This window comes from Streptomyces sp. NPDC031121 (genome assembly GCF_055570615.1).
In genome coordinates this window covers 450462-470043 of record NZ_JBVIGV010000001.1, presented here as the reverse complement: position 1 = coordinate 470043, position 19582 = coordinate 450462, and the positions used below count along the sequence as shown (strand labels likewise).

The 19582-nt window shown below is 73.5% G+C and carries 21 protein-coding genes; 8 read left to right on the top strand and 13 right to left on the bottom strand.

All coding sequences use genetic code 11. From position 1 onward, the window contains the following. Positions 1–14: 14 nt before the first annotated feature. Entirely contained in the window at positions 15–2102 is a 2088-nt protein-coding gene (locus tag ACZ462_RS02250; RefSeq protein WP_467807798.1) for a VMAP-C domain-containing protein, read from the bottom strand. Between the two features lie 132 nt (positions 2103–2234). On the opposite strand from ACZ462_RS02250, the gene ACZ462_RS02245 reads away from it, so the two are divergent. Next, the gene (locus ACZ462_RS02245) at positions 2235–2420 is read left to right on the top strand and encodes a DUF6104 family protein (RefSeq protein ID WP_010061466.1); all 186 of its coding nucleotides are present in this window, start codon (positions 2235–2237) and stop codon (positions 2418–2420) included. A gap of 324 nt (positions 2421–2744) precedes the next feature. Here ACZ462_RS02245 and ACZ462_RS02240 read toward each other — a convergent pair whose 3' ends face one another. Next, a complete protein-coding gene (locus ACZ462_RS02240) occupies positions 2745–2960 on the bottom strand; it encodes a hypothetical protein (RefSeq protein ID WP_467807759.1) in 216 nt (71 codons plus the stop codon). 159 nt (positions 2961–3119) lie between these two features. Between ACZ462_RS02240 and ACZ462_RS02235 the strand changes: the two genes are divergently transcribed. Both ACZ462_RS02235 and ACZ462_RS02230 read left to right on the top strand, forming a co-directional pair. Next, positions 3120–4340 carry a helix-turn-helix domain-containing protein gene (locus ACZ462_RS02235; RefSeq protein WP_467807760.1) on the top strand — a complete coding sequence of 407 codons (1221 nt, stop codon included), beginning with the start codon at positions 3120–3122 and terminating at the stop codon, positions 4338–4340. Positions 4341–4383: 43 nt separating this feature from the next. Continuing rightward, entirely contained in the window at positions 4384–4911 is a 528-nt protein-coding gene (locus ACZ462_RS02230) for a DUF6879 family protein (RefSeq protein WP_467807761.1), read from the top strand. 73 nt (positions 4912–4984) lie between these two features. On the opposite strand, the gene sodN is transcribed toward ACZ462_RS02230, so the two are convergent. Next, positions 4985–5380: a superoxide dismutase, Ni gene (gene sodN / locus ACZ462_RS02225; RefSeq protein WP_125543802.1), complete on the bottom strand. Its 396-nt coding sequence runs from the start codon at positions 5378–5380 to the stop codon at positions 4985–4987. A 182-nt stretch (positions 5381–5562) separates the two neighbouring features. On the opposite strand from sodN, the gene sodX reads away from it, so the two are divergent. Further along, positions 5563–5976 (top strand): nickel-type superoxide dismutase maturation protease, encoded by a 414-nt coding sequence (sodX, locus tag ACZ462_RS02220; protein WP_467807762.1) that lies wholly within the window; start codon positions 5563–5565, stop codon positions 5974–5976. On the opposite strand, the gene ACZ462_RS02215 is transcribed toward sodX, so the two are convergent. Continuing rightward, complete coding sequence (locus ACZ462_RS02215) at positions 5880–6509, bottom strand: CGNR zinc finger domain-containing protein (RefSeq protein WP_114054131.1); 630 nt, start codon at positions 6507–6509, stop codon at positions 5880–5882. The two genes, sodX and ACZ462_RS02215, sit on opposite strands and share 97 nt — an antisense overlap. Positions 6510–6596: 87 nt before the next feature. On the opposite strand from ACZ462_RS02215, the gene ACZ462_RS02210 reads away from it, so the two are divergent. After that, positions 6597–7358: a class I SAM-dependent methyltransferase gene (locus tag ACZ462_RS02210; RefSeq protein WP_467807763.1), complete on the top strand. Its 762-nt coding sequence runs from the start codon at positions 6597–6599 to the stop codon at positions 7356–7358. A gap of 101 nt (positions 7359–7459) precedes the next feature. On the opposite strand, the gene ACZ462_RS02205 is transcribed toward ACZ462_RS02210, so the two are convergent. From ACZ462_RS02205 to ACZ462_RS02195, 3 genes are read right to left on the bottom strand one after another with little or no spacing between them, the layout of a single operon-like run. Next, positions 7460–8227 carry an amino acid ABC transporter ATP-binding protein gene (locus tag ACZ462_RS02205; RefSeq protein ID WP_284575683.1) on the bottom strand — a complete coding sequence of 256 codons (768 nt, stop codon included), beginning with the start codon at positions 8225–8227 and terminating at the stop codon, positions 7460–7462. Then, positions 8227–9168 (bottom strand): amino acid ABC transporter permease, encoded by a 942-nt coding sequence (locus ACZ462_RS02200; RefSeq protein ID WP_467807764.1) that lies wholly within the window; start codon positions 9166–9168, stop codon positions 8227–8229. Before ACZ462_RS02200 ends, ACZ462_RS02205 begins: the two co-directional genes overlap by 1 nt. A gap of 59 nt (positions 9169–9227) precedes the next feature. Beyond that, positions 9228–10190 (bottom strand): ABC transporter substrate-binding protein, encoded by a 963-nt coding sequence (locus ACZ462_RS02195; RefSeq protein ID WP_467807765.1) that lies wholly within the window; start codon positions 10188–10190, stop codon positions 9228–9230. Between the two features lie 529 nt (positions 10191–10719). Here ACZ462_RS02195 and ACZ462_RS02190 point away from each other — a divergent pair. Both ACZ462_RS02190 and ACZ462_RS02185 read left to right on the top strand, forming a co-directional pair. Further along, entirely contained in the window at positions 10720–11922 is a 1203-nt protein-coding gene (locus tag ACZ462_RS02190; RefSeq protein WP_402376639.1) for an NAD(P)-dependent malic enzyme, read from the top strand. A 513-nt stretch (positions 11923–12435) separates the two neighbouring features. Further along, positions 12436–13398, top strand: a complete 963-nt coding sequence (locus ACZ462_RS02185; RefSeq protein WP_467807766.1) for a zinc-binding dehydrogenase — start codon at positions 12436–12438, stop codon at positions 13396–13398. An 82-nt stretch (positions 13399–13480) separates the two neighbouring features. On the opposite strand, the gene ACZ462_RS02180 is transcribed toward ACZ462_RS02185, so the two are convergent. The 3 genes from ACZ462_RS02180 to ACZ462_RS02170 all read right to left on the bottom strand — a co-directional run bounded on the left by ACZ462_RS02180 (position 13481) and on the right by ACZ462_RS02170 (position 16426). Next, the gene (locus tag ACZ462_RS02180) at positions 13481–14389 is read right to left on the bottom strand and encodes a PadR family transcriptional regulator (RefSeq protein WP_467807767.1); all 909 of its coding nucleotides are present in this window, start codon (positions 14387–14389) and stop codon (positions 13481–13483) included. Between the two features lies 1 nt (position 14390). Continuing rightward, a complete protein-coding gene (locus ACZ462_RS02175) occupies positions 14391–15299 on the bottom strand; it encodes a DUF4097 family beta strand repeat-containing protein (protein WP_467807768.1) in 909 nt (302 codons plus the stop codon). A 191-nt stretch (positions 15300–15490) separates the two neighbouring features. After that, positions 15491–16426: a LysR family transcriptional regulator gene (locus ACZ462_RS02170; protein ID WP_467807769.1), complete on the bottom strand. Its 936-nt coding sequence runs from the start codon at positions 16424–16426 to the stop codon at positions 15491–15493. Between the two features lie 208 nt (positions 16427–16634). Between ACZ462_RS02170 and snpA the strand changes: the two genes are divergently transcribed. Further along, positions 16635–17300 carry a snapalysin gene (gene snpA, locus ACZ462_RS02165; RefSeq protein ID WP_467807770.1) on the top strand — a complete coding sequence of 222 codons (666 nt, stop codon included), beginning with the start codon at positions 16635–16637 and terminating at the stop codon, positions 17298–17300. Positions 17301–17417: 117 nt separating this feature from the next. Here snpA and ACZ462_RS02160 read toward each other — a convergent pair whose 3' ends face one another. The 3 genes from ACZ462_RS02160 to ACZ462_RS02150 all read right to left on the bottom strand — a co-directional run bounded on the left by ACZ462_RS02160 (position 17418) and on the right by ACZ462_RS02150 (position 19551). Further along, complete coding sequence (locus ACZ462_RS02160) at positions 17418–17648, bottom strand: hypothetical protein (RefSeq protein ID WP_467807771.1); 231 nt, start codon at positions 17646–17648, stop codon at positions 17418–17420. A 108-nt stretch (positions 17649–17756) separates the two neighbouring features. After that, a complete protein-coding gene (locus tag ACZ462_RS02155) occupies positions 17757–18377 on the bottom strand; it encodes a GNAT family N-acetyltransferase (RefSeq protein ID WP_467807772.1) in 621 nt (206 codons plus the stop codon). A 118-nt stretch (positions 18378–18495) separates the two neighbouring features. Then, the gene (locus ACZ462_RS02150) at positions 18496–19551 is read right to left on the bottom strand and encodes a family 2 encapsulin nanocompartment cargo protein polyprenyl transferase (RefSeq protein ID WP_467807774.1); all 1056 of its coding nucleotides are present in this window, start codon (positions 19549–19551) and stop codon (positions 18496–18498) included. Between the last annotated feature and the right edge of the window lie 31 nt (positions 19552–19582).

Sequence of the window (19582 nt, the reverse complement as noted above, 5' to 3'; positions counted from 1 at the left end):
TCCCCTCCCGCCCGTCACAGGTCCCCCTGGAGCGGCTCGTCCTCGGGCAGGGCGCGGGCCGGGTCGTCCCAGACGAGGGCCATCCCGTCCGACCAGTAGGCGTCCGGGTCCGCCCCGTGGGAGCGGGCCCGCAGCTCCTGGAGCCGCACCGGCAGTGGTGCCCCGTGCCCCGCGTCGGTCAGCTCCTCGCGCAGTCCGCGGTGGAACGGCGCGCAGGACTCCCCCGGATCCGCCGGGGGCCGCCGGGTGACCGCGACCCCGTAGCCGGCCTCGCGGACCGCGTGCAGGGACCCGAGGGTGGGCTCCTGGTCGGCGGCCCGGCAGTGCACCGGCACGGTGTTGTCGGCGAGGCCGTCCAGCCAGGCCGGGGAGGGGCTGCGGGGCCGGCCGTGCGCGCAGTCGGCGCGCTCGTCGAGCAGGGGCCCGGTCTGGACGCGGCTCCAGCGGTCGGCCCGGCGGTGGGCGGCCTCCGGGTCGTGCGGCGGGCCGCCGGCGGCGTGGCCGCCGCTTCCGGCGGGGTAGCGCAGGACGACGGGCCGCTGGGCGCCGAGGGGGACGCGGCCGGTGACGGTCCAGGTGTCGACGGGCAGCCCGAACAGCTCGGGGGCGACGGCGACTTCCAGGGCGGCGGGCGCCTCGTGGGTGTCGCAGCGCCGGAAGGCCTCGGCGAGGGAGTCGCGCAGCGCCTCGGGCAGGCCGGCCCGGGTGACGCGCACGCCGGAGCCGACGGGGGTGAGGCGGCCGGGGTGGGCGGGCCCGGCGAGGACGGAGACCCGCCAGTCGTAGACGTCCTCCCAGCCGTGCGCCCAGGCCTCCAGCAGGACGGACGGCCCCTGCGGCATCGCCTGGACGGGCCGTCCGGGGCCGTGGGCGGGCCGGGCGGCGCGGGCGCGGCGGCGGCGCTCCCGCTCGGCGAGGCCCAGGTCGTGGCGTTCGCCGAGTTCGCGGCGCAGCGGCCGCCACAGCCGCTCGGCGGTGGCCCGCACCCAGTCCCACAGCTCCTCGTCGGCTCCGGGGGCGGGCGGCTCCCGGTGGTCGGCGACGCTGATGTCGGTGGCGTAGCGGAGCATGGCTGCGGCCTCGCCGGTGCCGCCGGGCGGGTCGTGCAGCATGCCGAGGCCGTCGCGCCAGCTCAGCGGGGCGGGCAGGGCCGGGTCGGGTTCCTCGCCGCGGGCCGCCTCGACGAGGGCGCGGACGGCCTCGGAGGAGCCGGGCGGGGGTAGTTCGGCGAGCAGCCCGCACAGGGTGGTGATCTCGGCGGGGGTGAGGCGGGGGCCGCCGTAGAGGTCGGCGGCGGGGAGTTCGCCGTGCACGTCGGTCCAGGTGCGGCGGCTGTCGAGGTCGCTGAGGTGCTCGTCGTAGTGGTACAGGTCGTGGGCCTGCATGACCCGGCGGTAGAGGCCGATCTGGCCGACGGCGTCCAGAGGCAGGGTGCGCAGCTGGACGACGGAGACGGCGAGCCCGCCGCCGCCGGTGTGCCGGCGGGCCTTGACGACGCCGACGACCTCCCCACGGCCCAGGTCGACGACGGGGCCGCCGGACATGCCGGGCTCGATCTCGTCGTCGTCGCCGAGGCGGAGGGCGGCTCCGCCGGCGGCGGTGCCGCGCAGGCGGGTGGTGCGGCCGGTGATCTCGGGGATGCCGAGGTCCTCGGTGCAGCCGAAGTACGCGACCTCGTCCAGGCGGGGCCGGGCGCGGTCGGTGAGGCGGACGCACGCGTGGGAGACGGGGGCGAGGATCCGTACGAGGGCCAGGTCGGGCAGGTCCCACAGCGCGCGCCGGGGAGGCCGGCGCTCCTCCAGCCGCTCGGGCAGGACGCACTCGACGCGGCCGGTGACGGTCCCGGTGGTGCGGGGGCCGGAGGAGAAGGTGATGCCGACCTCTCGTCCCACCAGCCGCACCGCAGCACCCCCTTCGCCCACGACGTGGGCACACGTCAGTACCCAGCCGGGGGCGACGAAGAAGCCGCTGCCCCAGGTCGGGTGGTTCCCCCGGTCTGCATACCCGCCGGGGGCGGGGTGGACGCGTACGGTGGCTGCCTGGACGAGGGGCTCGAGGAGTTCGTAGGCGCGCGCGGAGTCGCCGGTGCGCCGGTCCAGCATCCGCACCCCCTCACCTTCGACGGCATTCCAGGCTAGCGCCGGCGCCGCGACGGGGGGAGGCCTTGCCCGGCCTGCGGATTATCCTGGCGGGAAACGTCCCCATGCCCACCTTCATCACGCACGGAGCCCGACTTGTACTTCACCGATCGCGGCATCGAGGAGCTGGAGAAGCGGCGCGGCGAGGAGGAGGTCACCTTCGAGTGGCTGGCCGAGCAGCTGCGCACCTTCGTCGACCTCAACCCCGACTTCGAGGTCCCGGTGGAACGCCTGGCCACCTGGCTGGCCCGCCTGGACGACGAGGACGACGAGGACGAGTAACCCGCGCCGGGACCTGCGCCGGCGCGGGACACCCCCGCGCCCCGCACGCGCCCCCGCCCGCCGGTGGCGCCCCCGCCCGGCGGGCGCCCGCACGCGGGGCGCGGCCGGCGCATGAGCCGCCCCAGCAGAAATGACCGAAATCGACCGGGTCCGGGGAGGCTCAGGAGCGGCGGGGGCGCGGCTTCAGCGGCCGGAGCGGGGCGCGGTCGCAGGCGGGGTGCACCCAACCGTCCGGCCGGGCCCCGGACGCCGAGTGCCGGATGATCCGGATCCCCTCGCCCTGCACCGGCCGCTGGCAGACGGCGCAGATCCGCCCCGCCGCGGTCATCGTCCGGCCGCCGAGGGCGGGCAGGAGCGGACGTCCGCGTCGAGGAGCATGGCTCCCTCGCGGCCGATGACCACGCCCCGGTAGACGGCGCCCGCCCCGAGGGCCTTCCCGCAGGCGACGCACGCCCGCCCGAGCGCCTGCTCGGCGGTCAGGTCCCGGAAGTCCTCGGGAAGCGGCGCCCTGTGGCAGGGGATGGGGGTGCGGATCTCCATGGCGGTGCTCCCTGGGGCGGTGTCAACGGGTGGCGGGGGCAGCAGCGGCACGCGTCCTCGGTGGCCGGCGCGCGTGTGCCCTTCTGTGCGACCACCATGTCGGCTGACTTCCGGCCCGATCCACTACCGGGCCCTATAGGGCCGTCCTATATTCCGGGCATGGAGCCGGAGTTGGACGTCTGGGTGCACCCCGACCTGCGCGCAGCCGCCGCAGCCGAGGACTGGCCGATGCTGCTGAGGAAGTGGCGGAAGGCGACACGCAGCAGCCAGAGCAGGCTCGGCGCCCTCGTCGGCCTGGCGCAGCCGGACATCTCTGCGATCGAGAACCGGCGGCGCGCGGTGACCTCCGTCGAGGTCCGCCGGCGCATCATCGAGGGCCTCGGCATCCCCGCCGAACTGCTGGGCGGCGCGGGCGCCGGAATGCCCTTGCCGTCGCTCGCCCTGCCGGGCCTGGTGGCCGATCCGGACACGGAGCGCCTACGGCGCATCACCGCATCCGGGATGCGGCTGGACGCGCCCTCGCTCGCCGCAATAGAGCGCCTGCTGGCCGAGCACCGCCGGGCTGAGGACACGCTCGGCTCGCGGGTCATGTCCGCCGTGGTGGCCAAGCAGTTCGAGGCGGTGGCCGGCCTCTACGACCAGGCGCGCGGCCCTCTCGCCGACGGGCTCGTGCGGGTGATGGCGGAGTACGCGCAGTTCCTCGCCTGGATGGCGCAGGACCAGGACGACGCGGCACTGGCGCTCGCCTGGTTCGACCGCTCCCACGACTGGGCCCTCGAATCGGGCCACGGCGACATGGCCGCCACCACCATGAGCATGAAGGCCCACGTCGCCTGGTCCCGGGGGCGGGCCCGGCGCACCATCCGCCTCGGGGAGGCCGCGGCATCAACGCCGGGGGCGAGCGACGCGACCCGCGGTTTGGCCGTGCAGATGGCCGGCCGCGGTCACGCCCTCGACGGCGACGCGGACGCGGCGTACCGCCGGCTCGACGAGGCGCAGCTGATCATCGCGAACGCGACCGACGCGCCGCCGTGGCTGTACTTCTACGGCGAGTCCTGGTTCACGGCACAGCGCGGCATGGCGGACCTGCACCTGCGCGACTGGCGGAGCGCGATCGAGAACCTGAGGGCAGGACTCGCCGGGTTCACACCCGCCTTCCGGCGCGACCGGGCCTGGTACGGGGCATGCCTGGCCCGCGCGTACGCCGGTGCCGGAGAGCCCGAGGCGGCGCTGACAACAGCCACGAGCGTCCTGGCGGACGCATCCGAGATCGGCCGGCCCCACGCCTGGGGCGAACTCCACAGGGCGGGCGGCCTGCTGCTCCGGTGGGGCGCCCCGGAGGGCCGACTGCTGGTGGCCGCACTCGCGGAACTGGACTGACAGGTACCCGTCGCCATGACGACGCCGATCAAGGAGGCATGTGATGCCGTCGACCGTGCCGGCCTGGCCTGACCTGCTCGGCTCGGCCGAGCGCACGGCCGTCCACCTGGAGATGCGCGACTCGTACGCCGTCGACTACGAGACCGGCCCGTTCGCCGACTGGAGAGCCGGCCACCGACACGACCCCTCCGACCGGGCCACTTGGTGGCGGCCCTGGCTGGACCTCGTCGCCGCCACGGTGGACCGCGGCGTGGCCGTGCGCCGCGCCCGCATCGTCTCCGAGCCGGTCAGCGAGTACACGCGCTTCCTGTACGACGGGACGTTCACCAACATGGCGGCGGGCGAGGAAGTGCGCTGGCTGCCCAGACGGCAGGCCGGCACCCTGGCCCTGCCGGGGAACGACTTCTGGCTCATCGACGGCCGACTCGTCCGCTGGAACCACTTCACCGGGGACGGCGCATCCGCCGGCGGGGAGATGAGCGACGACCCGGCCGCCGCCAAGCTGTGCGCCGACGCGTTCAGCGCGGTGTGGGAGCGCGCCATCCCGCACGACCGGTACGAGATCCCGTAGATCCGCGCCCGCGCCCCGTACGCACGAGCCCCCTCCCGGCCCGGGGCCGGAAGGGGGCCGTGAGGGACGCGGCTCAGGCGGCCTTGGTCTCCCAGAAGATGCGGTCGATCTCGGCGATCAGGTCGAGGGCCTTCTGGCCGGTCGCCGGGTCGTTCGACGCCTTGGCGGCCGAGAGGGCCTTCAGGGTGTCGTTGACCAGGGTGTGCAGCTGCGGGTACTTCTCGAAGTGCGGGGGCTTGAAGTAGTCGCTCCACAGCACCGAGACGTGGTGCTTGGCGAGCTCGGCCCGCTGCTCCTTGATGGTGATGGCCCGGGCGCGGAAGTCGGCGTCCTCGTTGGCCTGGTACTTCTCCTGGACGGCCTTGACCGACTCGGCCTCGATGCGGGCCTGGGCCGGGTCGTAGACGCCGCACGGCAGGTCGCAGTGGGCGGAGACCTTCGCCTTGGCGGCGAAGAGGCGGGAAAGCATGGAGATACTCCTCCTCGTGATCGTCTTCTCAAGGGCGAGATTACTCCGTGGGAGGGCGGATTTCGCGAGCGGCCCCTGAGGCTTGGGACAAAAGTCCGAGGGCGGGCGGGCAGCGGTGAGCGAACGTACGGGGCCGTGCGGCACCATGCCGTGGGGGGCCGCAGCGGGCGAGGAGGTCGGGCATGGCGGGCGGAAGGGGCACCCGGTTCGAGGTGCTGGAGGTGGCGGGGCCGTCGATGGTGCCGACGCTGCTGAACGGGGACCGGCTGGTCGTGCGGTACGGGGCCGAGGTCCGGCCGGGTGACGTGGTGGTGCTGCGCCACCCGTTCCAGCAGGACCTGCTGGTGGTGAAGCGGGCGGTGGAGCGGCGCCGGGGCGGCTGGTGGGTGCTGGGGGACAACCCGTACAACCGGACCGGGGACAGCACCGACTACGGGACGGTGCCCGAGGAGCTGGTGCTGGCGACGGCCGTGCTGCGCTTCCGGCCGCGCCCGGCGGATCAGAGCTCGCTGAGGGCCCGGCTGTCCTGGGCGGTGTCGGCGCTGCGGCCGCTGCGGGCGGACGCCTCGGCCTCCAGGCGCTTGCGGGCGCGGTAGGCGGCGACGTTCGCCCGGGTGGCGCAGCGGTCGGAGCAGTAGCGCCGGGAGCGGTTGGTGGAGGTGTCGAGGTAGGCGTTGCGGCAGGGCGGGGCCTGGCAGAGGCCGAGCCGGTCGGGGCCGTGCTCCGTGAGGTGGAAGGCCAGGCCGAAGGAGGCGATGGCCGCGTAGCCGGCGGAGGCGTTCGAGGGGTGGTCGGCGAGGTGGATGTGCCAGTCGGGGCGGCCTTCGTCGTCGAGGTACTGGTGGCCGGAGACCTGGGGGCTGACGGGGAACTCCATCAGCAGCGAGTTCAGCAGGTCGACGGCGAGGACGTGGTCGCCGCCGTCCGCGGCCTCGAAGACGGCGCGGAGCCGCCCCCGGACGTTGCGGAAGCGCGTCACGTCGGTGTCGGTGACGCGGCGCGCCATCTGGACGCTCTCGCCGAAGAGGGCGCGGACGGCCTCGACCGAGGTCAGGGCGTCCTTGTTGCGGGCCGGCTCCTCGGTGTTGACCAGGCGCACGGCGTAGTCCGAGTAATGGGCCAGTTCCACTTGTAGTCCTTACGGATGCGGATTAGGGTTCGCGGTAACGGTCGATACTGATTCGAGGGTATTACGGAACGGGCGGAGGGGTTCGCGATGGCAGAGGCTGAGGCCACCACCGACTGGCAGGCCTGGCAGGACAGCTGGGACCGGCAGCAGGAGTGGTACATGCCCGACCGCGAGGAGCGGTTCCGGGTGATGCTCGACATGCTGGAGGCTCTGGCGGGCCCCACCCCCAGGGTGCTGGATCTGGCGTGCGGTACGGGAAGTATCACGGACCGCGTCCTCAAGCGGTTCCCCGGAGCGTCGAGCACGGGCGTGGACCTGGACCCGGCCCTGCTGACGATCGCGCGGGGCCACTTCGCGGGCGATGCCCGGGTCTCCTTCGTCACCGCCGACCTGAAGGACCCGCAGTGGACGCGGGCGCTCCCCCGCGACCGCTACGACGCCGTCCTGACGGCCACGGCGCTGCACTGGCTGCACAGCCCGCAGCTGGCGGTGCTCTACCGGCAGCTCGCCCCGCTGCTGCCGGAGGGCGGCGTCTTCATGAACGCCGACCACATGCCCGACCCGTCGACCCCGCGGATCAACGCGGCCGAGCGCGCCCACCGGCACGCCGGCATGGACCGCGCCAAGGCGGCGGGCGTGCCGGACTGGGCCGAGTGGTGGGCCCTGGCGGCCGCCGACCCGGTGCTCGCCGAGCCCGTGAAGCGCCGCTTCGAGATCTACGGCGAGCACGCCGACGGGGACACTCCGGACGCGGCCTGGCACGCGCGGACGCTGCGCGAGGCGGGCTTCGCGGAGGCGCGGACGGTGTGGTGCTCGCCGTCCGACGCGCTGGTCCTCGGTCTGAAGTAGGACCTTCCCGGAACCTTTGGAGGAACACCCGAAAACGGGCGCCCTCCGCGCATGCGGGAGGGGCGGCACGGTGACCGTGCCGCCCCTCCTGGACCGTCCGCTCAGAGCACCTTCGACAGGAACGCCTTCGTCCGGTCGTGCTGCGGGTTGCCGAGGACGTCGCGCGGGTGGCCGGACTCGACCACGACGCCGCCGTCCATGAACACGAGGTTGTCGCCGACCTCGCGGGCGAAGCCCATCTCGTGCGTGACCACGACCATGGTCATGCCCGACTCGGCCAGGTCCCGCATGACGTCGAGGACGTCGCCGACGAGCTCCGGGTCGAGCGCCGACGTCGGCTCGTCGAAGAGCATGAGCTTCGGCTCCATCGCCAGCGCGCGGGCGATCGCCACACGCTGCTGCTGGCCGCCGGAGAGCTGGGCGGGGTAGTTCCCGCCCTTGTCGCCGAGGCCGACGCGGTCGAGCAGCTTGATGGCGCGCTCGCGTGCCACCGCCTTGGACTCGCGCTTGACCATCACCGGCGCTTCCATGACGTTCTCGATGGCCGTCATGTGCGGGAAGAGGTTGAAGCGCTGGAAGACCATGCCGATGTCCCGGCGCTGGGCCGCGACCTCGCTGTCCTTCAGCTCGTAGAGCTTGTCGCCCTTCTGGCGGTAGCCGACGAGCTGGCCGTCGACGTACAGCTTGCCGCCGTTGACCTTCTCCAGGTGGTTGATGCACCGCAGGAAGGTCGACTTGCCGGAGCCGGAGGGGCCGATCAGGCAGAACACCTCACGCGGGGCGACCTCCAGGTCGATGCCCTTGAGGATGTGCGCGGCGCCGTAGGACTTGTGGACGCCCTCGGCCTTGACCATGGCAGTCGTCGTCATCAGGCCACCGCCTTCCGGTTCGAGAGGCGGGTGAGGTTCGCCTTGATCTTCTGCAGCGGCGTCGGCGGCAGGGAGCGCAGCGCACCGCGGGCGTAGTGCCGCTCCAGGTAGTACTGGCCGACCGAGAAGACGCTGGTCAGGGCCAGGTACCAGATCGATGCGACGAAGAACATCTCCATGACCGCGAACGAGGTGGACGCGATGTCCTGGGCCGCGCGCAGCAGGTCGAAGTACTGCACGGCGACGACCAGCGACGAGGTCTTGAGCATGTTGATGAACTCGTTGCCCGTCGGCGGGACGATCACGCGCATGGCCTGCGGGAGGACGACGCGGCGCATGGTCTGCGTCCGGGTCATGCCGAGGGCGTGCGAGGCCTCGGTCTGGCCCTCGTCGACGGACTGGATGCCGGCGCGGACGATCTCGGCCATGTACGCGCCCTCGTTCAGGCCGAGGCCCAGCAGGGCGGCCAGGAACGGCGTCATGACCTGGGTCATCTCGTCCTTGTAGAACCCGAGGTTCAGGATCGGGAAGATCAGGGCGAGGTTGAACCAGATGAGGAGCTGGACGTACACGGGGGTGCCGCGGAAGAACCAGATGTAGAACCAGGCGATGGTGCTGGTCACGGGGTTCTTCGAGAGCCGCATGACGGCGAAGAGGACACCGAGGACCAGGCCCAGCGCCATGGAGGCGATGCTGATCCAGATGGTGTTGCCCAGACCCCTGAGGATCGTGGGGTCGAACATCTTCTCGGGCACGGTGGCCCAGCGCACGTTGCCCTGGGAGAAGGCGTACGCGAGGGCCGCGGCGAGCGCGATGACGACCACCGCGCTGATCCACCGGCCGTAGTGGCGCACGGGGATGGCGCGGATCGCCTCGGGGGGGACGGCCCCGGCCGGCGGGGTGTCCGCCGGGCCGGAGGCCTTGTCGAGCTTGTCAGTCACAGTGACTGCCCTTCAGTGGTGCAAGGAAGACGAAGTACGAGGGGAGTACTCCGGGTAGGTCACTGGCCGGCGTTGACCTTGGCTTCGGTCACGGCTCCGGAGCCGGCGTTCCACTTGTCGAGGGCGGCCTTGTAGGTGCCGTCCTTGATGATCGCGTCCAGCGCCTGCTGGAGGGCGTCGCGGAGCTCGGTGTTCTTCTTGTCGACGGCGATGCCGAAGAAGCCGGCGTCCGTCGGGTTGGCGATGGCCTCGAAGTCGTTGCCGCCGCCCGCGGTCTTCGCGATGTACGCGGCGACCGGCGAGTCGTTCAGGTCGGCGGCAGCGCCGCCGGCCTTGACGCGGGTCTGGGCCTCGGCGTCGGTCGGGAAGGACTCGATGGCGAGCTCGCCCTTGCCGTCCTTCTTGCACTTCTCGGCCTGGTCCTTGGCGGACTGCTCGTAGGTGGTGCCGCGCTGGACGGCCACCTTCTTGCCGCACAGGTCGTCGAGGGTCTTGATGCCCTCCGGGTTGCCCTTCTTGACCAGGATGCCGGTGGAGGCCTGGAAGTAGTCGACGAAGTCGACGCCCGCGCCGGTCTTGTTGCCCTTGTCGTCAAGGCCCTCCTGGCGGGCCTTGGTGTCGGTCAGCGAGGACATGACCACGTCGCTGCGGCCGGTCTGCATGCTGCCGATCAGCGTGTCGAAGGTGCCGGACTCGAACTTGAACTCCACGCCCAGCTGCTTGGCCAGGGCCGCGGCGATGTCGGGGTCCACGCCGACGATCTTGCCGCCCTCGGTGAACTCCATCGGGGCGTAGGTGGCGTCGGTGCCGACCTTGATGACGCCGGCGTCCTGGATCTTCTTCGGCAGCTTGGAGAACAGCGGCGCGCTGCTGTTGGCCGCCTGGCCCGACGGCGTCGTCGAGCCCTTGTCGGTCTGGTCGCCGCAACCGGTGAGGATCAGGGCGCCGGAGACCGCGATCGCTGCGACCGCGGCGATCCGGGACCGGGCGGCGGTCGTACGACGGGTGGTGCTTGCGGTCATGAGCAGGTTCCTCCGGCTGAGCAGGGAAAAACAAGCGAGAACGGGTCGGGCACGCACCTTCGAGTGTCGCGACCTCGTGCGGTTACGGCATCTTGCCATTCGGACTGACGCATTCAGGCAGTTCGTCAGGTCAAAATCGGATAACGGGTGCCCCGAAGTGCCCACCATGGCTGCGGAGCGGACGCCGATGCACCGAAGGAACAGCTGTGACCTGGCCTTTTTGACGGATTATTTACGGAGCGTCTCGGCTGTCGGACCGAGCTCTTTGGACCTTTCGCCGAAAACCGGACAAGAGGCATCCAGTCCAGCCGGAATCGACTCGTCTGGGTGACTGTTCTTCGGGTACAACGGATCCTTACACCCCTCATCCGGGGCTCAGGGCGCGCGTGCGGCGCGCCCCGCGTGTTCGAACCTCCCCTTCGCGGAGGCGGGCCAACCGCCGATGCGGAGTACGGACGCGGTGCCCGCCCACCCCTTAACCAGGAGTGGCCAACCCTCAATGATTCAAAGACTTAAGGGGTCTAGAACAGTGGCAGCGGAGATCGTCAATCCTCGCAGCGACAGCGTTACGGACAACAACCCGGACGCGGTGTTCGCACTGCACCGGGGCGGCAAGATGGCCATCCAGGCCACGGTGCCGGTCCAGAACAAGGACGACCTGTCCCTCGCCTACACGCCCGGCGTGGCGAAGGTCTGCACCGCGATCGCGGAGCAGCCCGAGCTGGTGAACGAGTACACCTGGAAGTCCAACGTGGTCGCGGTCGTCACCGACGGCACGGCCGTGCTCGGGCTCGGTGACATCGGTCCCGAGGCCTCCCTTCCGGTGATGGAAGGCAAGGCCATCCTCTTCAAGCAGTTCGGCGGTGTCGACGCGGTCCCGATCGCGCTCGCCACCAAGGACACGGACGAGATCGTCGAGACCGTGGTCCGCCTCGCGCCCTCCTTCGGCGGGGTGAACCTGGAGGACATCTCCGCGCCCCGCTGCTTCGAGATCGAGCGGCGCCTCCAGGAGGCCCTCGACATCCCGATCTTCCACGACGACCAGCACGGCACGGCCATCGTGTCGCTGGCCGCCCTGCGCAACGCCGCGAAGCTCACCGGGCGCACGCTCGGCGACCTGCGCGCCGTGATCTCGGGCTCCGGCGCGGCGGGCATCGCCATCGCCAAGATCCTCGTGGACGCCGGGATCGGCGACGTGTGCGTCACCGACCGCAAGGGCGTGGTCTCCGCGGACCGGACGGACCTGACGGACGTCAAGGCGGAGATCGCCGCCCTGACGAACAAGTCGGGCCTGACCGGCTCGCTGGAGGAGGCCCTCGCCGGCGCGGACGTCTTCATCGGCGTCTCGGGCGGCACCGTGGCCGAGGAGGCCGTCGCCTCGATGGCGAAGGACTCCTTCGTCTTCGCCATGGCCAACCCGAACCCGGAGGTCCACCCGGAGGTCGCGCACAAGTACGCGGCCGTCGTCGCGACGGGCCGCTCGGACTTCCCGAACCAGATCAACAACGTGCTGGCGTTCCCCGGGATCTTCGCGGGCGCCCTGAAGGTCCGCGCCAGCCGGATCACCGAGGGCATGAAGATCGCCGCCGCCGACGCCATCGCGGGCGTCGTGGGCGACGAGCTCGCCGCCGACTACGTGATCCCGTCGCCGTTCGACGAGCGCGTCGCCGAGGCCGTCGCGGCCGCGGTGGCCGCCGCCGCCAAGGCCGACGGGGTGGCCCGCCTCGGCTGACAGCCGCACTGCGCGTGGAGGGGCCCGGCCGGATCCGATCCGGCCGGGCCCCTCCACGTGTGCGCCCGCCCGCGGCGCGCACCCTCCCCGCCCCCGAACCGGGAGGGGTCGCACCGCGTCGGCGAGTCGTTCGAGGGACCGCCGCGCGGGCCTCGGACATCTCGGAGCAGACGCGCCCGAAATGACAGGCTCATGACGAGCTTGGCCGCGCCGGACGGAATACTACCGGCCCAAATGGCGTGATCTCGCCATTCCGCTTAGTGCCCAGAATCCGTCAAGACCGCAGGTACAGCGTGTAGTTGGGCATGCGACAGACAGTTCCGTTCCGGCGCGGGCGCCCTCTGCCGGAAGGACGCCGCCGCCCCCCTGTCCGGTTCCCGCCCGGCGGGATACGGGTCCGCCGGCCGGCCGGGGCGGTCCCCGGCCGGCGGCCGGCGCCGGTGCGACGAAGGCCTCACCCGCGATGTGCCGGCAGGGCTGGCCCCGCCGCCTACCGGGCGGTAGCGTCGCGGCATGTTCGCTGCCTACGCCGCCCGTATCGACCGTGACCAGCCGCTGAGCGGCCTCGAGCTGGGCGAGCGCCCGGCTCCGTCGGCCCGCCCCGGCTGGGTGACCGTGAACGTCAAGGCCGCCTCCCTCAACCACCACGACCTCTGGTCGCTGCGCGGGGTCGGCCTCGGCGAGGACAAGCTCCCGATGATCCTCGGCTGCGACGCCGCCGGCATCGACCAGGACGGCAACGAGGTCGTCCTGCACTCGGTGATCGGCCAGAGCGGCCACGGCGTCGGCCCCGACGAGCCCCGCTCGATCCTGACCGAGCGCTACCAGGGCACCTTCGCCGAGCAGGTGTCCGTCCCCGCCTGGAACGTGCTGCGCAAGCCCGCCGAACTGTCCTTCGAGGAGGCCGCCTGCCTGCCCACGGCCTGGCTGACGGCGTACCGGATGCTCTTCACCAACGCCGGCGTCCGGCCGGGCGACTCGGTCCTGGTGCAGGGGGCCGGCGGCGGCGTCGCGACCGCGGCCATCGCGCTGGGCAGGGCCGCCGGGCTCCGCGTGTACGCGACCAGCCGGGACGAGGCCAAGCGCAAGCGGGCCGTGGAGCTCGGCGCGGCGGACGCCTTCGAGCCGGGCGCGCGCCTGCCGCACCGGGTGGACGCGGTCATCGAGACGGTCGGCGCGGCCACCTGGTCGCACTCGGTCAAGTCGCTGCGCCCCGGCGGCACCCTGGTCATCTCCGGCGCCACGAGCGGGGACCGCCCCGCGCACGCCGAGCTGACCCGGATCTTCTTCCTGGAGCTCAAGGTGGTCGGCTCGACGATGGGCTCGAAGGACGAGCTGGAGGACCTGCTGTCGTTCTGCGCGACGACGGGCCTGCGGCCGGTGATCGACGAGGTCCTGCCGCTGGACCGGGCCCGGGAGGGCTTCGAGAAGCTGGCCGCCGGCGACCTGTTCGGCAAGGTCGTCCTGACCGTCTAGGCCGGGATGCGGCCTGCCCCGGCCCGCCCCGCCCGCCCCCGCCCGCCCCGCCCGCCCGCCGGTACAGGCGGGCGGGCGGGTGTCAGCGGGAGGGCGTGAGGGCCTGCGCAATGCGGGCGGCCGCCGCCGCCAGGTGGGCGCGCGCCTCCTCCACCTGGGCCGCGGTGACACCGTGGTCGCGGGCGGCGTCGCGGACGCCGTCGCGGAAGCGGTCCAGCAGCCGGTCCAGGTCGCGCACCGGGTCGCCGGTGCGCGGGAGGTCCGCCGCCCAGTCGGCGGCCTCCGGAGCCGGGGCGCCCCCACCGGCCGTACCGGCGGCACCGGCCGTACGGGCGGCACCGCCCGCACCGCCCAGCCAGCTGCCGGCCAGGCTGCCCAGCATCCCCCCGGACTTCGCGAACTGCTCCTGCAGCTGGGCCGCCAGCCGGGCGACCTCCTCGCGGGCCCGCTCCTGCGCCTCCTTGGCCTGGCGGCGGGCCTGCTGCGCCTCCTCGCGGGCGCGGCGGCTCTCGTCCTTGGCGCGCCGGGCCTGCTCCTTCCACTCGTGGCGGGCCCGGCGCATCTCCTCCTTGGCGGCCTTCCAGGACTCGTCCTCGACGCGGGTCTGCGTCGCCGAGGCCTCGGCCAGCATCTCCCTCCGCAGCGCGCCGGCCGCACCGCGCACGTCGTCGCGGATCTCGGCGGCCAGCTCGGAGACCGACTCGCGGATCTCCAGCTCCAGGTCGGCGAGCTCGCCGCCGCGCCCGGCCAGTTCGGCGCGCCCGGCGTCGGTGATGGAGTACACCTTCCGCCCGCCCTCGGTGGCGTGCGTGACGAGGCCCTCGGCCTCCAGCTTGGCCAGTCGCGGGTAGACCGTGCCCGCCGAGGGGGCGTACAGGCCCTGGAAGCGCTCCTCCAGCAGGCGGATCACCTCGTAGCCGTGGCGCGGCGCCTCGTCCAGCAGCTTGAGCAGGTACAGGCGGAGTCGGCCGTGGGCGAAGACGGGCGGCATGTCAGAGCACCTTCTTGTCGAGCGCGAGCGGGGCGGCCGGGGCTTCCCCGGCCGGGCGGCGCAGCAGGGCGATGGCGCCGGAGACCGTGGTGGCGCGCAGGCTCCCGCTGCCCGCCCCCAGCCTGCCGGTGATGCGCTTGGCGCCCATCTGGCCGGAGACGTGGAGCTCCTCGAAGCCGTTGGAGATGCCGCCGGTGGCGGTGTTGGCCTCGACGCGGGCGTCCGCGGGGTGCGGCAGGCGGACCGCGACCTGCCCGGAGACGGAGTTCAGTGCGACGTCGAGGCGGGGGCTGCCAGCGGGGTCGAGGTCGATCAGCATGTCCCCGCTGACGGAGTCGGCCCGTACGCGCCCGGCGGCGCCGTCGACCACGGTGAGGCCTCCGGAGACGGTGCGGAAGCCGAGCTCGCCGGTGACGGACTGGGCCTCCACGCTCCCGGAGACGGTGTGCGCCTTGACGGTGCCGGACAGCCGGACCAGCGTGAGGTCGCCGGAGACGGTGTTGGCGTCCACGTCCCCGGCGATGCCGGAGACCACGGCGCCGGCGCCGATCGCGGCGACGCGGACCCGGGTGCCGGCCGGAACGGTGAGGGTGGCGGTGGCGGTGCGCTCCCAGGCCTTGCGGCCCTCGGCCGAGCCTGACCAGGCCTTCCACGGCTTGCTCTCGAACCACTCGCGCAGGCCCTGCGCGCCGTTCCAGGGGAGGTCCTCGTAGGAGACGGTGAGGGTGCCGCCCTCCTGCACGACGTACAGGGGCGGGCCGTCGATCGCGGCCACCTCCAGGCGGGCCGGGCCCTCGTCGGCGACGACGTTGACGGTCCCGCCGGCGATGCGGACCCGGAGCTCGGCCACCGGGGCGTCGAAGGCGATCTTCTGCGGCTCCCCCACCGACCACGTCTTCTGCTCTGCCATGGTGCTGGCCCTCCTCGGCACGTACGACGGCACGCAACATATCGCGTCTTCTTCCAACACGATATATCGCGGGTTGTCGAAGTCAAGGGCGGCCGCTCGGGAGCGGGCAGGAGAGGGCGCGGCGACGGCCGCGAGGCGGCCGGGCAGGGGGCCGGGCGGCGGACCAGTGGAGAGCGGGGGCGCGGCCGCGGCTATGAGGCGGCGAGCAGGGGGCTCGCGTGGCGGCGCAGCCAGGCCCGGTACACGGGCGAGGTGCGGGCCGCCTCCCGGTAGGCGGCGCGGAGGTCCTCGAAGGCCTCGGGGTGTTCGCCGGGCCGCGTCGCCAGCAGCAGGCGCACGGCGAGCGGGTCGCCGGCCAGCGGGCGGACGGCCATGTCGCCGCGGGGGTTGGAGGTCGGCTGGCAGGGGGCGACCGCCTCGCCGGAGACGATCAGCGAGGAGGCGGTGTGGTAGTCGGCGTGCAGGACGGGCGGGTCGAGGCCGGCGGCGGCGAACACCCGCCGCAGGCCGTCCCACTCGCCGTCGACGGAGGGGTCGACGGTCCACCGGTCGGCGGCCAGGTCCCGCAGGTCGACCACGCTCCGGCGGGCCGCGGGATGGTCCGGGGACATCGAGACGAACTGCGGCTCCCGCTCCACGAGGACCCGTAACTCCAGCCCCGGGGGCACCCGCAGCGGGCTGCCCTCCACCTCGTGCACGAACGCGACGTCCAGCTGGCCGGAAGCGACCATCCGCAGGAGGGCGTTGGGCGAGACGTCGACGAAGAGGGAAGTCTCGGTGTCGGGCCACCGGCGGTGCAGCCGGCGCAGCCAGCCGGGCAGGGCGCGGCTGGCGGTGGAGCCGAGGCGGATCCGCGGGCCGCTCGCCATCGCGCGGGCCTCGGCGACGAGGGCGGCCATCCCGTCGAGCAGGGGCCGGGCGCGGCCGAGGACGCTGCGCCCGAAGGGGGTGGGCCGGCAGCCGGTGCGCTCGCGCAGGAACAGCTCGCCGTCCAGGGCGCGTTCGATGCGGCGCAGCTGGGTCGTCAGGGAGGGCTGGCTCACGCCGAGCTGCCGGGCGGCCTTGTGCAGGCTGCCGGCGTCGGCGATGGCGCAGAGCGCGCGCAGGTGCCTCACCTCGAGCTCCATGGACCGAGGGTAGGTCGGCCACGGCGCACTTCACCAGCCACTGATACCCCATCGAATCCCGCCATTCTCACGGAAGTCGACCCTCCGAAACCTTCCGATAGGACGGTGTTATCGGGGGCTGACATCATCCGCGGGCCCCGCACGCTCCCGCAGACTCCGGTACCGAACGACCCACCCCCCCACCGGATTTCGAGTAGGAGCACCCCACATGCGCCACTCCCGCATATCCCGCAAGACCCTGCTGGCAGCCGCCGCCGGCCTCGGTCTCGCCACCGCGCTCGGCGTCGTCCCCAACGCCGGCGCAGCCCCCGTCCCCGCCGGCAGCGCCGCGACGTACGCCGCCTACGAGCGCTCCCAGGAGAACCAGGCCGCCACCAAGGCCTTCTTCGAGGCCGTGCAGCGCTCGGTCGCCGAGCAGCGGGCCGCGAACCCCGGCGCCGCCGTGGTCACGGTCACGTACAACACCCGCAACGCGCCGAGCTTCCGCACCCAGATCGCCCGCTCCACGCAGATCTGGAACAGCTCGGTGACGAACGTCCGCCTCCAGGAGGTCTCCACCGGCGGCAGCTTCTCCTACCGCGAGGGCAACGACCCGCGCGGCTCGTACGCGAGCACGGACGGGCACGGCCGCGGCTACATCTTCCTCGACTACCGGCAGAACCAGCAGTACAACTCCACGCGGGTGACCTCGCACGAGACGGGCCACGTGCTGGGCCTGCCCGACCACTACTCGGGCCCCTGCTCCGAGCTGATGTCGGGCGGCGGGCCGGGCACCTCCTGCACCAACGCCACCCCGAACAGCACCGAGCGGGCCCGGGTGAACCAGCTGTGGGCCAACGGCTTCGCGGCCTCCGGCCTGGACGCCAAGGGCTGAGCGTCCGCCCGGACAGGGCGCGGTGAACACGGCCCCGCCTCCGGAATCCTCCGGGGGCGGGGCCCCGCTCGCTCCGGGCTGCGCGCACCGCACCGGTGGCCGCGGGGTACGGCCGGGTCAGGGCAGCCTGCCGCCCTCCTCGGAGGCGTACCGCGCGCAGTCCCGGTTGCGGCAGGGACCCGGAATCCATTCGGGGACGAAGACCCCCATGGCCTTGCGGCGCCGCAGGAGCGTCTCGACGGGGCGCCCGCAGGCAGGGCAGTGGTGCTGCTCGTGCTCGGACTGCGGCGCGACCACCGGGGGCGCGGGCGGGGGGTGCCGGTGGGAGTGTCGGTGTTCGACGGCCATACCTCCACGGTAGGCCGGTTCCGTCCGGTCGGCCGGTTCCCGGGCTTGCGCGCGCACCGGGCGGCGCTCCGGCCCGGCGGGCAGCGCCCCCGGCCCCGCCCGCCGGGGTCAGGCCGCCGGCTCGGCGACCGGGCGGGGCTTGCGCCACATCGGCCACATCAGCGGCCCGTCCGGCAGCCGCACCGCCTCGCCCGTGAACTCCCACCCGAGCCGCTCGTACAGCCGCCGGCTGCGCTCGCTGCTCGCCTCCAGGTAGGCGGGCACGCCCTCCCGGTCGCACCGCTCCAGCACCGGCCGCATCAGCGCGGTCCCCAGCCCCTCGCCCTGCCGGTCCGGGGCGACCGCGATCATCAGCAGGTACTCGTGCTCCTCGGCGGTCGGGTGGACGGCCCCGGTCAGCCGCCCGACCAGCTCGCACCGCTCGTTGTCCGGGTCGGCGACGGCCCGCATGAGGGCCGGTACGTCGTCCTCCGCGCCGCCCTCCTCGGGGCCGCCGGCCGGGACGCGCAGCCACAGCGCGGCGGCGGACCCGTCGGCCGCGCAGTCGATCCGCCCCTCGGCGAGCGCGACGTCCACGAAGACGCCGAGGAACTTCCCGTGCACGGCGGCCCGGTGCGCGGGATCGGGGAAGACCCAGCTGCTCACCGGGTCGTCGCGGAAGGCCTCGTCGAGCAGCCGCGCCACCGCGTCGCGGTCCGACCCGTCCGCCTGCCGTATCTCCAGAACCACTGGGCACACCCTTCAGCCGCGTCTCAACAACCGCCAGCGATCCTAGAGTTGGGCCCCAACGGCGGAAAGCCCTGTTCCGGCACCATGCTGTGCCGGAACAGGGCTTGCGCGGACGCGCTCAGCGGGTACGGCGCGTCACGAACTCCGCCAGCGCCAGCAGCCCTCCCGCCGCCCCCAGGTCGGGAACGGCCCGGGACAGCTGCTGCACGGCCCGGCCCATCCGGTCGGCGGCATGGGCCTGCGCCCAGTCCCGTCCGCCGGCCCGCTCCACCGCGTCCGCCGCCCGCCGTACGTCCTCCCCCTCCATCGGGCCCGCGTACAGGGCGGCGAGCTCCTCGCCCGCCGCGGTGCCCGAGCCGAGGGCGGCCACGACGGGGAGCGACTTCTTGCGGGCGAGCAGGTCGGCCCCGGCGGGCTTGCCGGTGTGCCCGGGGTCGCCCCAGATGCCGATCAGGTCGTCGATCAGCTGGAAGGCCAGTCCGGCCTCGCGCCCGAAGGCGTCCATCGCGTCGACCTCCTCCTCCCCCGCGCCCGCGTACAGGGCGCCGAGCGCGCAGGAGCAGCCGAGCAGGGCGCCGGTCTTGGCCGTCGCCATGACCAGGCACTCCTCCAGCGGGACCTGCGGCCGCCGCTCGAAGGCGCAGTCCGCCTGCTGGCCGGCGCACAGCTCGACGATGCAGGCCGCGAGGCGGGCGGAGGCCGCCGCCGACGCGGGGTGCGGGTCCTCCGCGAGCAGCCGCAGGGCGAGCGCCATCATCGCGTCGCCCGTGATGATCGCGTCCGGGGTGCCGAACACGGTCCAGGCCGTCGCCCGGCCGCGGCGCGTGGCGTCCCGGTCGATGACGTCGTCGTGCAGCAGGGTGAAGTTGTGGGCGAGTTCGACGGCGACCGCCGCGCGGACCGCCGCGTCGGCCGCGGCCCCGCCGTCCGGCCCGGCGAGCGCGCGCGCCGCGGCGAGCACCAGGGCCGGCCGGATGGCCTTGCCCGCCCCGCCCGCCGCCGGGGTGCCGTCCGCGGCCTCCCAGCCGAAGTGGTACATCGCCACGCGCCGCATCGGGCCGGGCAGGCTTCCGACCGCCCGGCGCAGCAGCGGATCGACCGCTCCCCTCGTCCGCTCCAGCAGGGCCGCGGCCTCCTGTCCCTCGCCGGCCGCGACCGCCTCAGTGGCGCCCATGGGTGCCCCCCTCCCCGGTGCTCGCCGCCAC

Bases quoted from the DNA above. Each gene is read 5' to 3' on its own strand.
- ACZ462_RS02195 (WP_467807765.1), bottom strand. From the start codon at position 10,190: ATGACCGCAAGCACCACCCGTCGTACGACCGCCGCCCGGTCCCGGATC.
- ACZ462_RS02170 (WP_467807769.1), bottom strand. From the start codon at position 16,426: ATGGAGCTCGAGGTGAGGCACCTGCGCGCGCTCTGCGCCATCGCCGAC.
- ACZ462_RS02180 (WP_467807767.1), bottom strand. From the start codon at position 14,389: ATGCCGCCCGTCTTCGCCCACGGCCGACTCCGCCTGTACCTGCTCAAG.
- ACZ462_RS02185 (WP_467807766.1), top strand. From the start codon at position 12,436: ATGTTCGCTGCCTACGCCGCCCGTATCGACCGTGACCAGCCGCTGAGC.
- ACZ462_RS02210 (WP_467807763.1), top strand. From the start codon at position 6,597: ATGGCAGAGGCTGAGGCCACCACCGACTGGCAGGCCTGGCAGGACAGC.
- ACZ462_RS02250 (WP_467807798.1), bottom strand. From the start codon at position 2,102: ATGCTGGACCGGCGCACCGGCGACTCCGCGCGCGCCTACGAACTCCTC.
- ACZ462_RS02230 (WP_467807761.1), top strand. From the start codon at position 4,384: ATGCCGTCGACCGTGCCGGCCTGGCCTGACCTGCTCGGCTCGGCCGAG.
- ACZ462_RS02205 (WP_284575683.1), bottom strand. From the start codon at position 8,227: ATGACGACGACTGCCATGGTCAAGGCCGAGGGCGTCCACAAGTCCTAC.
- ACZ462_RS02150 (WP_467807774.1), bottom strand. From the start codon at position 19,551: ATGGGCGCCACTGAGGCGGTCGCGGCCGGCGAGGGACAGGAGGCCGCG.
- ACZ462_RS02235 (WP_467807760.1), top strand. From the start codon at position 3,120: ATGGAGCCGGAGTTGGACGTCTGGGTGCACCCCGACCTGCGCGCAGCC.
- ACZ462_RS02160 (WP_467807771.1), bottom strand. From the start codon at position 17,648: ATGGCCGTCGAACACCGACACTCCCACCGGCACCCCCCGCCCGCGCCC.
- sodN (WP_125543802.1), bottom strand. From the start codon at position 5,380: ATGCTTTCCCGCCTCTTCGCCGCCAAGGCGAAGGTCTCCGCCCACTGC.
- sodX (WP_467807762.1), top strand. From the start codon at position 5,563: ATGGCGGGCGGAAGGGGCACCCGGTTCGAGGTGCTGGAGGTGGCGGGG.
- ACZ462_RS02240 (WP_467807759.1), bottom strand. From the start codon at position 2,960: ATGGAGATCCGCACCCCCATCCCCTGCCACAGGGCGCCGCTTCCCGAG.
- snpA (WP_467807770.1), top strand. From the start codon at position 16,635: ATGCGCCACTCCCGCATATCCCGCAAGACCCTGCTGGCAGCCGCCGCC.
- ACZ462_RS02175 (WP_467807768.1), bottom strand. From the start codon at position 15,299: ATGGCAGAGCAGAAGACGTGGTCGGTGGGGGAGCCGCAGAAGATCGCC.